Annotated in this window: 17 protein-coding genes and 1 pseudogene; 9 read left to right on the top strand and 9 right to left on the bottom strand. The window is 39.4% G+C overall.

Features of this window, described 5'->3' with window-relative positions:
• Positions 1-97: 97 nt before the first annotated feature.
• The gene (locus tag P20652_RS07985) at positions 98-1468 is read right to left on the bottom strand and encodes a TIGR03503 family protein (RefSeq protein ID WP_008169317.1); all 1371 of its coding nucleotides are present in this window, start codon (positions 1466-1468) and stop codon (positions 98-100) included.
• Positions 1469-1477: 9 nt separating this feature from the next.
• Positions 1478-2191 carry a DNA polymerase III subunit epsilon gene (gene dnaQ / locus P20652_RS07990; protein ID WP_008169316.1) on the bottom strand — a complete coding sequence of 238 codons (714 nt, stop codon included), beginning with the start codon at positions 2189-2191 and terminating at the stop codon, positions 1478-1480.
• Between the two features lie 68 nt (positions 2192-2259).
• On the opposite strand from dnaQ, the gene rnhA reads away from it, so the two are divergent.
• Positions 2260-2724 carry a ribonuclease HI gene (gene rnhA / locus P20652_RS07995; RefSeq protein ID WP_007378210.1) on the top strand — a complete coding sequence of 155 codons (465 nt, stop codon included), beginning with the start codon at positions 2260-2262 and terminating at the stop codon, positions 2722-2724.
• A 162-nt stretch (positions 2725-2886) separates the two neighbouring features.
• Here the strand turns inward: rnhA and P20652_RS08000 are convergent, their stop codons facing one another.
• A complete protein-coding gene (locus P20652_RS08000) occupies positions 2887-3672 on the bottom strand; it encodes a class I SAM-dependent methyltransferase (RefSeq protein ID WP_008169313.1) in 786 nt (261 codons plus the stop codon).
• Positions 3673-3725: 53 nt separating this feature from the next.
• On the opposite strand from P20652_RS08000, the gene gloB reads away from it, so the two are divergent.
• Both gloB and P20652_RS08010 read left to right on the top strand, forming a co-directional pair.
• Positions 3726-4499: a hydroxyacylglutathione hydrolase gene (gene gloB, locus P20652_RS08005; protein ID WP_008169312.1), complete on the top strand. Its 774-nt coding sequence runs from the start codon at positions 3726-3728 to the stop codon at positions 4497-4499.
• Positions 4500-4653: 154 nt separating this feature from the next.
• Positions 4654-6234: a LysM peptidoglycan-binding domain-containing protein gene (locus P20652_RS08010; protein ID WP_008169311.1), complete on the top strand. Its 1581-nt coding sequence runs from the start codon at positions 4654-4656 to the stop codon at positions 6232-6234.
• Positions 6235-6311: 77 nt separating this feature from the next.
• Here the strand turns inward: P20652_RS08010 and P20652_RS18280 are convergent.
• From P20652_RS18280 to P20652_RS08020, 3 genes and pseudogenes are all read right to left on the bottom strand, one after another.
• Positions 6312-6762, bottom strand: a pseudogene (locus P20652_RS18280) (flavodoxin).
• Positions 6763-6776: 14 nt separating this feature from the next.
• Entirely contained in the window at positions 6777-7526 is a 750-nt protein-coding gene (gene truC / locus P20652_RS08015) for a tRNA pseudouridine(65) synthase TruC (RefSeq protein WP_008169308.1), read from the bottom strand.
• Entirely contained in the window at positions 7519-7839 is a 321-nt protein-coding gene (locus P20652_RS08020; RefSeq protein ID WP_002963030.1) for a YqcC family protein, read from the bottom strand. Before P20652_RS08020 ends, truC begins: the two co-directional genes overlap by 8 nt.
• A 104-nt stretch (positions 7840-7943) precedes the next feature.
• Between P20652_RS08020 and P20652_RS08025 the strand changes: the two genes are divergently transcribed.
• Together P20652_RS08025 and P20652_RS08030 are read left to right on the top strand one after the other, a co-directional pair.
• A complete protein-coding gene (locus tag P20652_RS08025; protein ID WP_008169306.1) occupies positions 7944-8972 on the top strand; it encodes a DUF3549 family protein in 1029 nt (342 codons plus the stop codon).
• Positions 8973-9272 (top strand): DUF3301 domain-containing protein, encoded by a 300-nt coding sequence (locus P20652_RS08030; protein ID WP_008169304.1) that lies wholly within the window; start codon positions 8973-8975, stop codon positions 9270-9272. It begins immediately after the preceding gene.
• Positions 9273-10013: 741 nt separating this feature from the next.
• Here the strand turns inward: P20652_RS08030 and P20652_RS08035 are convergent.
• Positions 10014-10667: a GNAT family N-acetyltransferase gene (locus P20652_RS08035; RefSeq protein WP_008169301.1), complete on the bottom strand. Its 654-nt coding sequence runs from the start codon at positions 10665-10667 to the stop codon at positions 10014-10016.
• A 178-nt stretch (positions 10668-10845) separates the two neighbouring features.
• Between P20652_RS08035 and P20652_RS08040 the strand changes: the two genes are divergently transcribed.
• The 3 genes from P20652_RS08040 (at position 10846) to P20652_RS08050 (ending at position 12232) form a co-directional block, all read left to right on the top strand.
• On the top strand, positions 10846-11082 hold the full coding sequence (locus tag P20652_RS08040) for a DUF2789 domain-containing protein (protein ID WP_008169299.1): 237 nt from the start codon (positions 10846-10848) through the stop codon (positions 11080-11082).
• A 96-nt stretch (positions 11083-11178) separates the two neighbouring features.
• On the top strand, positions 11179-11445 hold the full coding sequence (locus tag P20652_RS08045) for a hypothetical protein (RefSeq protein WP_008169298.1): 267 nt from the start codon (positions 11179-11181) through the stop codon (positions 11443-11445).
• 13 nt (positions 11446-11458) lie between these two features.
• Entirely contained in the window at positions 11459-12232 is a 774-nt protein-coding gene (locus tag P20652_RS08050) for a Zn-ribbon-containing protein (protein ID WP_008169296.1), read from the top strand.
• Between the two features lie 63 nt (positions 12233-12295).
• Here the strand turns inward: P20652_RS08050 and syd are convergent, their stop codons facing one another.
• Positions 12296-12835: a SecY-interacting protein gene (gene syd, locus P20652_RS08055; protein WP_008169294.1), complete on the bottom strand. Its 540-nt coding sequence runs from the start codon at positions 12833-12835 to the stop codon at positions 12296-12298.
• Between the two features lie 59 nt (positions 12836-12894).
• Here syd and queF point away from each other — a divergent pair, with 59 nt between their 5' ends.
• On the top strand, positions 12895-13740 hold the full coding sequence (gene queF, locus P20652_RS08060) for an NADPH-dependent 7-cyano-7-deazaguanine reductase QueF (protein WP_008169292.1): 846 nt from the start codon (positions 12895-12897) through the stop codon (positions 13738-13740).
• 59 nt (positions 13741-13799) lie between these two features.
• Here queF and P20652_RS08065 read toward each other — a convergent pair whose 3' ends face one another.
• Positions 13800-14687 (bottom strand): peptidylprolyl isomerase, encoded by an 888-nt coding sequence (locus P20652_RS08065; protein WP_008169291.1) that lies wholly within the window; start codon positions 14685-14687, stop codon positions 13800-13802.
• Positions 14688-14692 lie beyond the last annotated feature (5 nt).

Raw genomic sequence — 14692 nt, 5'->3', positions numbered from 1 at the left:
ATATTTTCGTTGCTGTTTAGGTCTCCCTGACAGCGGCGTGAATAATACGAACCAACCCCTATTTCGTCAAGGGCTTTTTTGTTTTTTTATAGGTTTTTTAGTCATCTGTCATCGAAAGGTTTAAAATTTCACCTGATTTGTCATTTTTTGAACCATTTTTACCGACTTGATTTTTTTTAGTGTCGGCAACATCACCTTCGCTTGTTTTCTTTTTCTTTAAAAAAGGCAGCTTCACTTTAAATTTAATCGGTTTTTTCTGAACAAATATACGAATTAACAACCATCCGAGTAATAAAATAAGCGTATTGCAGCCTACAATTAAACTAATAATTGTCGATGTGGCCATTTTTTCTTCAACAGGTTCACTCTCAATCATTTTATCTGGTGTAATAATCGTTGCAGGATCAATTTCGGGCACCGCTTCTATGGGTCGTTCTATCTCAAATTTATACGTTGGTAGCGTTGCCATAAATTCACGGCCATTAATATTAGTGCCAAAAACAGACAGTTCAACACTATATCTACCCCAATCATAATTTTTAACACTAAGTTGCCTTGAGTCTTTAGCTGCAGCATCAATGGTAAACATTTGCTCTTCGTTATTGGGATAGTAGATTTTTCCCTGAATGATGACTGTTTCTGACTTAACAATACTTGGGTCTATATTTATAGTTAACAGATGCTCGTCTGTGTCTTGCTCTGCTAAAGCGACTTCGGTTACAAAAGGCGGCTCGTGCACTTCTATTGTATTTTGCACAATGCGACGCTGCAGCAGAGGTGTTGCCACGTAAAGCTCTGGTGTCCATTCACCCGCAGGAAAATCTAAAGTAAACTCGCCAGTAAAAACACCATCTTTAGGACGCTCATCAAATCCTCGTCCATCGTCTTTAAATTCAGCTACTTCTTGAATGCCTGCACCAAAGTTAGCAAAGTTTTCATTGTTAGTACTTACAAAGTCAACATTAAGGCTAACAACATCCCTAAATAGGTTTGTGTTAATTGGCTCACCGTCGTTTAGTATTTTGCCGGTGATTTTTATTGTCTCCCCTCTAAACAACATTGAAGGAAGAGGCTCTGCCTCAAGAGATATTTCGCCTAATACAACTATTCTGCTGTCGGGTAAAATACTGCCGATTACTTGCCAAGGACCTGGCATTGGTTTTTTTATGGTGACTAAATCGTAGCTAAGTTCGTCAAACCAATCTAAGTTAGGGTTTTTAACTGAGTCAGTAGCAAAGTACTTGCTGCCATCGGGTCTCACTAAAATAACAGCAGGCGCGCCTGATTTTCTAAAAAACAGCAGTGTTATTTCATCTATTTTGCTATCTATGCGAAAACGATTATCAAGTAAAGGGATCTCATTTTGATGCCCATCGCGCTTGAGCACTTCTACTTGTTTAACGCCATATGCATTGCCAGTAAATAAACTAGCTGTACATAACGCTGTTACAAAATACATCGTTTTCATTAAATCGCCTTATTCAGCGCGCCATATACATTGGCCGCCTTCTTTGTTTACAAGATCTAATCGTGCTTCGTGTGCACTTTGCTCAGCGTCGCTTGCTCGCAGAACAACTAATGGGGCTCTATCACTATTTAAACGCTTTATACCGCCCTTTTGTTGCTCGCTGCCGTCATCTTTGTTTTGATTCAAATTCAGCTTTGTTTGACCGCCCGTCATGGCAAGGTAAACATCAGCTAAAATTTCAGAATCCAGTAGCGCGCCGTGAAGCGTTCGTTTACCGTTATCTACATCGTAACGACGACATAATGCATCAAGGTTGTTCTTTTGACCTGGATGCAAGTCACGCGCCATTTTAAGCGTGTCGAGAACTTGACAAAAAGTTTCTGTTTTAGGATAACCCTGATTAAGCAGTGCAAATTCATTATCCATATGGCCAATATCGAACGGCGCATTATGAATAACTAGTTCAGCTCCTTCAATATAGTCGAAAAACTCTTGGGCAATTTGATGAAACAACGGTTTATCACGTAAAAATTCGTTAGTGATACCGTGAACGTCGATTGCTTCTTCTTCACTTGGCCGTTGTGGGTTTATATAAACGTGAAAGTTATTGCCTGTTAAACGGCGATTTACTAACTCCACACACCCAATTTCTATAATACGGTGCCCTTGTTTAGGGTCGATGCCGGTGGTTTCTGTATCTAAAACTATTTGTCTACGTGCCATATCGAATTTAGCCTGATTCTGGTATCTTTCTATAATCACTTTATTGTACATAAGATCAAGGTAAAACAGTGCAAAAAACCGTAGAGATTTACACCGACGGCTCATGTTTAGGTAATCCAGGCCCCGGCGGTTATGGTATTTTTATGATTTATAACGGTCACGAAAAAGAAATGAGCCAAGGTTATAAACTCACAACAAATAACCGAATGGAAATGCTCGCGGCTATTGTAGCCCTAGAATCACTCACTCGAGAATGCGAAGTAAACCTAACAACCGATAGCCAATATGTTAAGCAAGGTATCGAATCGTGGATCACTAACTGGAAAAAACGTGGCTGGTTAACATCCGCTAAAAAGCCGGTTAAAAACGTCGATTTATGGAAACGCCTAGATAAAGCCTGTAGCGAGCACAATGTAACCTGGAAATGGGTTAAAGGGCATAGTGGCCATAAGTACAACGAAATAGTTGACGATTTAGCGCGCGATGCCGCTGGCAGCAAAGATTTACTTGAAGATGTAGGCTACCAGCCTTAATTTATTTTAAGCTAGTTGTTATACCAATTTTATTAAAAACATGTTCATTCTATCGCATTAAGTAACTCACTAACTGCGTTAAAAATTATTAATATAGAACAACTATATGTCACAATTTTCGCCTTGTTAATGTGCTATTTCCTTAGCGCTATAATAGATCACTTATTTAATGCAATTGGTATTATTTTTTTGGTCGCACGATTTAAAGTGTTGCTTTGACGTTTGTCTAAGCCCTGCCCCTTTTACCGGTGCAAACTGCGGCCTTGCATGCCACTTAGGTTTTATTGGCGTAAGTGGCGCAACTCTTTTTCGTGCCACCAGCATATAAACACTGCCCATTGGCTTTAAATACTGTTTTGCAAAAGTACGCCAAAATTCAAATCTTGATAACCTATTACCTCTTGCCAGTGATGAATAAATAAAACGTTCGTCACTTACAATTTCAAACCCAAGTAAGTTTAGCCAATCTTTAACCCTCGCAGGGGTAAAAAAGCGCCCCGTCCATGGTAATTTTTGACCACTAAAAGGCAGCATTTGTGCAAGCCCGCACAAACTAAACGGATTAAAACCAGTCACTAGTATATAACCGCCCGGAATAAGCGTGCGATGCGCTTCTCGTAAAATGTGATGTGGGTCTGAATGATACTCTAAGCAGTGGCTTAGTATGCAAGCATCAATACTATGTTCGTAAAAAGGCAGTTCATCTATGTCAGCAACTACCCCAGTGTAAGGCCCAGGCTCTGCAACACACACTTGGTGTTTAATCGTACTTATACTTGTGTTTAATTCGCCACTTAAATTACCCAACTTAAGCATATGATAGCCAAACATACGCGGCAGCCATTGCTTCATTTTACGTTCAATATCTGTGCGTAAATAATCCCCATGAGGAAACTGCTGCCACGACAGTGGTTTGGGTCCTTCTTGAAAACTAAGGGCTGGTTTCATTTTTTGAGCTCGTTATACTATGCGATAAGTGTCACTTTATAGAGCAATTTACCATGGTGCAAGTCAAAGCAATTAAAGCCTTTTCTGATAATTACATTTGGTGTTTAACTACCGATAACAATAACCAAGCATGGGTAGTCGATCCAGGCCAAGCACATCCCGTATTAACGTACTTAGCTGAGCACAAACTAACGCTTGGTGGCATTTTAATTACGCATCATCACTATGACCACACTGATGGCGTAGCTGAATTAGTTGACGCCTATCCAGATATTTCGGTTTATGGCCCTGAAAATAGTCCATTTAAAGGCGTCACTCACGCACTCTCTGATGGACAAAGCATCAGTGTGCTTAATATTAACTTTACTATTTTAGCAACTCCTGGGCACACGCTTGATCATATTTGTTACACAAATGATGAACTTGCTTTTACAGGCGATACATTATTTAGCGGCGGATGTGGGCGCTTATTTGAAGGCACGCCAGAGCAAATGTGGAAATCTTTTAATAAATTAAGAGAGCTGCCTGCAAGCTGCAATGTGTATTGCACGCACGAATACACGCAGGCTAATCTTGCCTTTGCTAAGGCCGTAGAGCCACGCAATCCAGAACTCCTTGCGTACAGTAAAAAAGTAGATGAGTTACGCAGTAATAATCAAATTTCCCTACCCACCTCTATTGGCCAAGAGCTAAAAATAAATCCATTTATGCGTAGCGATTTGCCAACAGTTACAGAGTTAGTGCCAGAAAAATTCATCTCGGTTACAAAAAACAATGAACCTTGGGGGAACTTTGCTAGTCTGAGACAGTTCAAAGACAACTTTTAATGCATAAACTAATACTTTAATGTTTATTTTATTAGAATCATTAACTTAAAATATAGTGATGATTCTATTCCTGCGTTTTAAAAGTCATTAAGTGGCAATGTTTACTCATAATAGGTAGTATTCGCCGAGTTTTTTACCCGATGTATTGGTATTTATGAATAAATCTCCCCTATTAGTAGCCTTGGCGTTAGCGCTAAGTGGTTGTCAAACACTGACAACATTAGACTCAGACTCTCAAGTCGCCACGCAAGCAAACCAACAACTCGAAGGCGCAAGTCCTAACGACATTAACAATGCATTGATGGTAAACGCACAATATCAGCAAATTGACCCTGATGAGCAAGAAGCTCCCGTGTTTGATGATGTATGGGAGCGAATTCGCTACCAACTTTCTATCGAAATACCGCAAAACCGCCCTGTTGTTACTGAACGTAATTATTACGCTCGCCACCAATCGTATCTAGATCGTATTTCTAAACGTGCAGAACCTTACTTACACTTTATTGTTGAAGAAGTAGAAAAACGCGAAATGCCAATCGAAATTGCACTACTACCTATTGTAGAAAGTGCATTTGATCCGTTTGGTTATTCTAATCGCAGTGCATCGGGCATTTGGCAGTTTATGCCTGCAACCGGTGAGCGATTCGATTTAAAACAAAACTGGTGGTACGACGGTCGCCGCGACATAGTGCAGTCGACTCGCGCAGCACTTGATTACTTATCGTATTTGCATAAAACACTTGAAGGCGATTGGCTAAATGCGATTGCTGCTTATAATTCAGGTGAAGGGCGCTTGATGCGCGCTATTAAAAAGAATCGTAAAAAGCATTTACCTACCGACTTTTGGTCTCTTGATTTACCAAGCGAAACAACAGCCTACGTACCAAAATTATTAGCACTTGCCGATTTATTAAAACGCTCAGATGACTTTAACGTTACATGGCAACCAGTAATTAATGCACAAGTGGTTGAAGTGGTTGATGTTGGCTCTCAAATAGATTTAGCACTTGCTGCTGATATGGCCGACATGACGCTTACTGAGCTATACAGATTAAACCCCGGTTTTAATCGCTGGGCAACTGATCCTAATGGCCCGCATTCTTTATTACTGCCTGTTGATAAAGTAGAGCAATTTAGCCAAAAACTAGCAAACACTGATGTTAAAAACAGATTACGCTGGCAACGTTATATTGTGGCTCGAGGCGACAGTTTATCGGTTATAGCCAAAAAGTTCACAACGAGCTCAAGTGCAATCCGATCGCTTAATAAACTCAAATCAAATACAATTAAAGTAGGCCAAGAATTATTAGTCCCGCTTACTGATGGCGCTATAAATAGCGAGCATTTACCAAAGCAGATGCGTTTAGCGGCTAATAAAGCAACTCGTACAAAGCTTTCGCACACAGTTAAAAGTGGCGACACGTTATGGGACATTAGCCGCGAATATGACGTAACTATGGATGAGCTGGCTAAATGGAATAAGCTAAAGAAAAACTCTGTACTGCGCCTAAATCAAAAACTTACTGTGTATAAGTCAGCTAATAAACCACAAGCAACGGCAAGCACTAACCGTACTATTACATACAAAGTACGCCGTGGTGACTCACTTGCACGTATTGCGTCTAAGTTTAATCTAAGCGTTAACGAAATTATTAAGTGGAATAATTTAGCCGGTCAAAAATACTTACAACCTGGCCAAAAGCTAAAACTTAAGGTAGATGTCAGAAGTAGTTAATTTATAAAACTATATTAAAACTACAAAAATAAAAAGGAGCGCATGCGCTCCTTTTTTAATACTTTAAAATTAAAGTATTAAGCAGGTAGTTTCTCCAGCCATGCTTTTAACCAAGGCTCGGTTACTGGCCACGGTTCAAAATCTTCACATGCATCTATTTCTAGGCGATTGCCCACAGGCTTTGCTTGTAAATCGCGAAGTAGCTCGTCAAAGCTACGCCCTGCGCCACAAAATGTATCGCCGTAACATCTGTCACCCATTGCAATTACACCAAACGGTTTATCGGTAAGCATTGGGAAAGTGCTATTCATTGCAAAGTACAATCCTGCCAAATTACTCGGGACATCACCTTGCCCTGTTGTGGAGGTAACAATTAAAATATGCGATGCATTTTTTTATATCATCAAGTGATGCTTCAGTAATTACTATTGCAGTATGACCTGCTTGCTCTATTGTGGTTGCAACTTCATCGCTTAAACGCTCTGCACCGCCATTAACGCTGCCTACAAAAATACTAATATGTGCCATTAATAATCCTTTTCTTACTCTGGCCAACCTAGCTGCTTACATATTTCAAGCATGTCTTCACCTAGTGGCGCTTTAATTGTTATTGATTCATTACTATAAGGGTGCACAAAACTAAGCTCTGTTGCAAATAACATTAGGCGTCTTAGCTCAAAATGATCCCTAAAAAATTGATTATGCTGGTTATCACCGTGATTTACATCACCAATGATAGGCAGTGATAAGTGCTTTAAGTGTCTGCGAATTTGATGCTTGCGCCCGGTTTTTGGAAAACACTCAACTAACGAGTAACGCACTGTTGGATACTTACCTATAGGAATAGGCAATGCAGCTTGGTGCAAGCAATTAAACTGGGTTTGCGCTTCTTGCGGTGCTTTATCTTGATCTGCAAACTTATCGGCTATTTTATCAAGTTCTTCTTTAAGCGGTTTATCTAAAAATACCGACTCTGGTGCAAAACCGCGCACTAAGGCCAAATAGCGCTTAGCAATGGTGCCCTCAATAAATAGCTGGTTCATATCGCGAGCAGCTTCAGAGCTCAATGCAAACAGTAATACGCCGGACGTAGGTCTATCGAGCCTATGTACTGGAAATACATGTTGCCCTAGCTGGTCGCGCAACATTTGCATAGCAAACTGGGTTTCGTGTTTATCTAAAAACGAGCGATGCACTAATAAACCTGAAGGCTTATTTATAGCCACATAGTTTTCATCTTGATACAAAATAGTCAGCTCGCCATATTCAATAGGCGCTGGACGCTCACTCATTTGGTTCTCCTAAAAAGGTATCAAGGGCTGTTAGTAATTCAATTATTTCATCGCTTCCGGCTTTATTCACAAGTGTCATTTGCGCCATAGGGGCAATAGCAAAGTTACGCGGCAGTGGTTGCCTATGTGTTATTAATTGCTGTATTTTTTCAATAAATACAAATTGTAACCACTGCTCAAATGCCATTGTATCGTGACAAAAAGGAGTATTTGATAGCAGTGCCTCAGCGTCTATTGGCTCACTTTGCCAAAGCGCGTGTTTTTGTAAAAGTGCTGTTAGCTGCACTAAATAAGTTTGGGTTTGCTGGTACATAACCACCCTCTTTTATATATGTAATGCAATTATACCCTGTTCCCTCATAGGCGGCTATGACGTATAATTAATGTAATTTTGCAGTAAAAACAGTTGAGAAAACAATGAGTGATCAAATAGCTACATTAGGTCAGCTTTTAGATGGTGCGGGTACTCAGTGGCGTGCTTTTGATATTGGCAGGCACATTACTAAGCTTGATAAAAAACAATTTTTAGCTATTGAACAAGCTCAAGTGCCTTACCCTTATCCACTTGCTGGTCATGCATGGCTCGCTATTCAATTTTGGGATACTAAAGCCAGTAAAGAACCGTATGTATGGTTTTTAAAGTTTCCACTTGATGAGCAAAGTATGCTGGTAAGTGCTAGTCGCGATCACTTTGCTGATATGGTTATTCAAGCGCTAGGCACTGAAATTACAGGTGAGCAAGCCGATGGAAAGCTTGATAATAACCCTTATGTTTTTACACCAAACGCAAATAAATTAGCGGCATTTAACGCCCAAGTAAAAATACTATTAAAACAGCCTGCATCGCAGTATTACGAGCATGCACAACTGTACTTTAGCGGTAAAATTGGTTTTGATAATTGGCAAAGTGTTGCACTACAGGGTATTGCCGATTTTGCACTACGCTTAGACAGCGATACAAACTTAAGTAATCTGCAAAAAGCATGGGCGCATTTACCTATTGAAGTACTACAACCACTCAGTGCCATGCTTGAACACGTTGAAATACCAACCTCAATGAGTGAGTTACTTGTTGATTACACGCAGGCCGCAATTAGTAACAACGACACAGTGGCTATAACCGCAGCACTAAGATCTGCATCAAAAGGTCAAGCTCAAGGGTTATGCGCTCAATTAGTCGATACTGTACTAACCTCACCGGTAAGACACGACTCTGACGTGTTACTAACAATAGCTGGGCGGTGTTTTAAGCAATTAGAAAACCCTGAACGCTTACATGTATTTATGGATAATTGCGCGCATCATCAAAAAATTGAAGAATTGTTTCCAAGTATTTTTGCTGACTTAGTTGCAATACCGACTATTCGCCCGCATTTATTAGGCTTATTACGTAAAGAAAATCGTAGCGAAACCCTCGCGCGTGCAATTGGAAGGTTATTTTCTTAAATGGCAAGTTTATGGACGTTCATACTTATTGGTAGTGTAATTTACTTATTTTGGCTTAACCGAAAGGTTGCTGAAGCGGCGAACGTTCATGCTAAACGTCAAAGTGACCAACTGCAGGTGCAATTGATGAGCGTTGCATGCATAAAACGCCGCTTTGGTTTTTTAAAGAACGGTAAGCCTGGTATTAAAAGTGAATTTATATTTGAGTTTTCAAGCGATGGTGAAAATGCTTATCAAGGTGTGTTAATTATGGAAAATGAGTTTTTGAAAAGTGTGGTTGTTCCGCCGCATAAAATATAAAACTTAATATACTTTAGGAGTGTGTGTCTTAAATTAATAAATTTACTCCAACACAAAAAACTAAGGCGTAACTAAAGTTACGCCCCAATTGGACTGCATCCTGCTAGATATCCACTATCTTAAATCCGTATTATCATCCCCTGAACGAGTAAACAACCTTGTTTACCCTCACATTGCATCCTGCAATATCCATAGCCACCTTGGCAAACCCACGAAATCTATCGTTTGGCTACATCCGTAGCATCATCCTTGGCAATCCTTTTAAGTAGCTCCTGCCACTTATTGCATCTTGCAATATCCACTTGCCATCTTGGCTGTCCTGCGTAAACTAACGCTCCTGCTACTTCCTGTAGCGTCATCCGTAATTATCCTAAAGTAACTCCTAGTTACTAAGTGCTTCATGCACTTCCTTATTCTTCCTTGTATCCGTTTTAGCTTGTCCTTTATGCTTCCTGCTAGCGTCTGCTATGTTGCCTATTCCCTATCCTTGGCAGTAACTCAATCATTGAGCTATGTCGTCTTGACAAAGAGAAGTTTAAAGCAATCAGGGGGGAGAAATAGGACTTAACATTAAATAAATAAATGTCACAAAAATGAAAAATAGAAATAGACCTTATATTACAATAGCTTGAATGAGAAAAGGCTATTTATTAATAGCCTTTAACTGATAATGCTCACGATAATGTGAGATATATCTCACGGTCTTATGTCCGTTTGGGCGCATTGGCTTACGTCATAATTTTAAATAGTTGGCTCAATTATTGATTTAAACAGTAACTCGCCCTCTACTTGGTTAAAAGTAAGGTGTTTAAATGCTTCAAACTTTTCGGTTTTAAAAAATTCAGTGTGTTCTTTACGCGTTACAAATACAGCCATCCCCGTTGACTCAGCGTTACATTTAACTAAATCATCAAGCCCTCGTAGTAGGTAACGACCAAACCCTTGCCCATGAAAATGCGGATCTACGGCAATAAAAGCTAAAAAGTAGTAATTGCCTTTCTCTTTAAGGGCATCTCTAATTGTTTGTTCTTTATCGATTAATTGATTTGTTTGTAAGTAGCCCGCACTCAGCATTAATTTTAAACGCCAGTGCCAATAACGCTGCGCTTGTAATTGGCTATTAGATTCAAATACACACGCTACTGCTTTTAATTTATCGTTGCGGTATAAACCAATTAATGGCTGCTTTTCTTGCCAAAAACTACTGAGCTCTTCGCGAATTAATGATCGTAATTTTTTTTCGTAAACTGATTTATTTTCGTCATTGTAGCTAAGCATGTTTTGTAATACAGGATCGTCATGATAAGCCTGATAAATTAGGCTCGCTGCAGTGCTAATATCTTCTGCGGCTAAATACTGTACGCTGAACGTATCAGCTGGCGTGGTTACACTCATTGTATTTCCTTTATTATTTTAGCTATAGACTGCGTTAACTATATACCAAACTATATACCTAACTATATACCTAACTATATACCTAAAATTATTAACCGTAAATTCAGCGAGAGTTTAACTAGCAGGAGGTACAGTTAAGTACTAGTATGAATTTTCATTCATTTAAAGGAGCAATATCATGGATACGACAAAACACGACATTAACACACTTTTTGCACAACTTGAATTACCTAATAGTGATGAGCAAATAGATACATTTATTGCCTCACATGAATTAGAAGACACAACACTACTCCAAGAAGCTTCTTTTTGGGATGAAGCACAACAGCACTTTTTAGCTGAATCCCTTGCACAAGACGGAGACTGGAGTGAAGTAATTGACGAGTTAGATGTACGCATTCGTCAAAGTAAGTAACTTTATTTAATGTACCCTCCCTTATTTATTGCTAACATAGCATCTGCGCGGCATTTATATGCTGCGTATTTATTTTACTAAAGAGTTATATATCTAATGAATTCAGTTGTATTTGATGCAATTAAAGCCCTTCTTGATGAAGGCAAAACCCCTACTGTAGCTCTAACTAAAGGCCGTTTGGCGCAACCGGTTCCTATGCCGATGATTATTGCAGCAGTAAGCCAATATAAAAACAATCCTGATTCAATTAATAACTTCATGAGAAACCCACAGCAGTCAGATAGTACTGAGCTTAAAACAAGTCAATTAGATAGAATTGAGCAAAAACTCGATAAACTTCTTGCACTGCTAGAACAAAAATAATTTGAGACTATAAATGTTCGTTGTTGATTTAACTTTTGATTGCTACCAAGACACCACCTTAGAACAAGCCGAACAAGCAATAAATCGCTTAGTAAATGCACTGCGTTTTAATGGTCAAATAATGGGTGAAGAGTTTCCAACCGTTTTAAAAGACGGCTTTTTTATTACCCGAGTGATGTGCCCTACTGAAGATGCAATGCACCCGCTAAATAACAGCCCGTTTGTTAAGCACAGTATCGAAAAGTTACATAGTGCGGGGCTACTTGCGCCAAAAGTAAAAGTGATTGGACAAGATATTCACTCCAACGGCGCTGATTGCTGCAAAGAACCATCTGGTTATATTTTATATACAACCTATGTGCATACGTGCAGCCCGCTTTATTGTGGTGATGACTTTTTGCCTGTGCCGCTATTTCGTATTCCGGCAATTGCTAATGGTGACTATAAAACACTTATAAAATGGCAAGAAGATTGGCAAGCCTGCGATCAAATTCAAATTAATGGCGCAACCCGTTGTGAGTTTCCGGCACTTGAAGAAATATCGAGTATCCAAAGCGACTTATACAGACGCGGAAAAGACATAACAAAGCGAATTAGTTTTTTAACTAAAAAGCCAACCTATTATTATTTATACCGTGTAGGCGGCGTAGATAAAGCGTCTGAACTTGAACGAAAATGCCCTAGCTGCAATGGCGATTGGAAATTACCTGAATCGTGGTTTGGGTTATTCGACTTTAGGTGTGAGCCGTGTGGCTTAGTGTCTAATATATCGTGGGATTTTCAGTAACAACTTTAGTGAGTGCTTAAAATCAGCTTAGTGATAACGCTAAGCTGATTTATTAAACACGTTTTAAACCTCTAATGCCTTTAAAAAAGCATTAATGTTAGGTGCAAGTACATGGTGTGTGTTTTTGCCTACGTGCTCTAAACATACTTCACCAGTGTGCACCAATACACTCACTAGTAAATCATCTTGATCTGTTAAACCAATAAATACTGTTTCTGGTTGCTTGAGCTTGCGTTTCATTAAAACGTGGCCCGTTATATTTTGCTGTAGTAAATTAAAATCTTCTTCATTCCATGCTTGTAGTAATTCAACCTGATGCCCATCAATACTTGCTAAAATACTTCCACCGTACATATGTCCGTATAGCTCGCTAAGCTCTTTTGGAAACTCAAGCTCTAGTGCACTGGCTAAATCATTAAGCGAACCTGCAGGTTGCTGACGCGCGCCCTGCCATTGAATGTTTCCTTGCTCGTCAACCTCACCAACTTCACATGGGCTTGGCCATTGCTCGTCGTGCGCAATAAGTGGGTACTTTGTGGTGTTTTTAAGGGTATTTTCGCTAAATGTTTGATGAAGTTGTTCTATAAGCAATGCAACAGACATACTGTGAAACTCATTTAAATTAGATATAATGTCCCTATTGTAACTATTTAAGAGCAAACATGACAGATTACAGCAATTCTCCAGACCTTAAAGGTAGCGTATTAGGCCAATCTACTGAGTATGTAGATGTGTACACGCCAAGCTTGCTTTTCCCTATTGCGCGCAAACTAAATCGTGATGCTTTAAATATTGACGAAGCAGAGCTTCCATTTAAAGGCCAAGATATTTGGACAGGTTACGAGCTTTCATGGCTAAATACTAAAGGTAAGCCGCAAGTTGCCGTGGCCTTATTTACCTTTGAATGCCAAAGCAGCCATATTATTGAGTCAAAGTCGTTTAAACTTTATTTAAATAGCTTTAACCAAACCCGATTTGAAAGCATTGATGTAGTAAAACAGCATTTAATTGATGACTTATCAAACGCGGTTAACAGCCCTGTCAAAGTGACTTTATATAATCCTGATGATTACAATTGCTTACCGTGTACAGCGCTGCCAGGTGAATGTATTGATGACTTAGATATTGAGATTAATAATTACGATATTGATGCTAATTCACTTAAAGCAAAAAATGATAACGTAGTTACAGAAACGCTCTATAGCCATTTACTTAAATCGAACTGTTTAATTACCTCCCAGCCTGACTGGGCAAGTGTGATTATACGATACACAGGCGAGCAAATATGTCGCGAATCGTTACTGCGTTACTTAATTTCGTTCAGAACGCATAACGAATTTCATGAGCAGTGTGTTGAGCGTATTTATAGCGATTTAACAACACAACTTAATATTAAAGAGTTAGAGGTTTACGCGCGTTATACTCGTCGCGGCGGGCTTGATATAAACCCGTATCGCTCTACGCATTATAACGATACGCCATTTGCAGTTAAAATTAATCGTCAGTAGTTTATTTTAAACTGAAATATGAGTATTAAAAAAGGAGCCTAGGCTCCTTTTTACATTCTTTAATTAACTTCACGCTTAGTGGGTATGGGCATACCACACACATCAACGTAGTTATGTGCTTTAACAAACCATGCTTCAACACGGTTTTTACGAGCATTGATTAAGTTTTTAAACACCGATGAGTTTGTTTTCATCACTTTAAATATACTTTTATCGCTTTGTACATCGCCAAGGACTTGTATATTGGTAATTGGGTTAAATGCTTTTCCTGCACTTGGCGTACGCGCTAAACGGTTAAAATGCTCTATACCTTCTAGCACTCGACCAAACACCGTAATGTTTTTATCAAGGTAGCGCGGGCCTTGCCCTATCGTTACAAAAAACTCCGTACTCGCACTATTTATATCGTTATCGCGCGCCATTGCAAACACACCACTACAATGCACTTGCCATGTTTGCGTATGTGCTGAATTTTGAGCAACTGCAAAGCCGTTTAAAAAGCCAGTAACTGGTGCATATCCGTCGCCATTTAGCTCAGTAATTAAAAGTGGTTTGTTTGTTGTTAAATAAAACTCAGCAGGGACTGTTTTATCTGCCGTTTTAATTAACTTTTTACCCGAGCTGTCCCCGCCTTGCGCTACAAAACCTTCAACAAACCGATAAACGCTAGTATTTTTATAAAACCGTTCTCGCGCTAGTTTTTTAATATTTTGAACGTGCTTTGGAGCAAACTGTTCATTAAGCTCAATGTACGCATCGCCCGTTGGCAGCGTTATCTTTAAAATATTTTGAGCATCCACTACTCGCCAGTCATTATCTGTTGCACTAGCAATTACCTCACTCGCGCTCAATAAAGGTAGCTCTTGTTTAGCAACATCATCACCGAGTTGTTGAGCACAACCGCTCAATAAAACACTAAGTAGAGCTGGCAATATAATTTTTTTCATCGCTT

This window comes from Pseudoalteromonas sp. BSi20652 (assembly GCF_000239855.1).
GTDB lineage: Bacteria > Pseudomonadota > Gammaproteobacteria > Enterobacterales > Alteromonadaceae > Pseudoalteromonas.
Note: the sequence above shows the minus strand (reverse complement) of the source record. Positions and strands in the feature narration are given on the sequence as shown.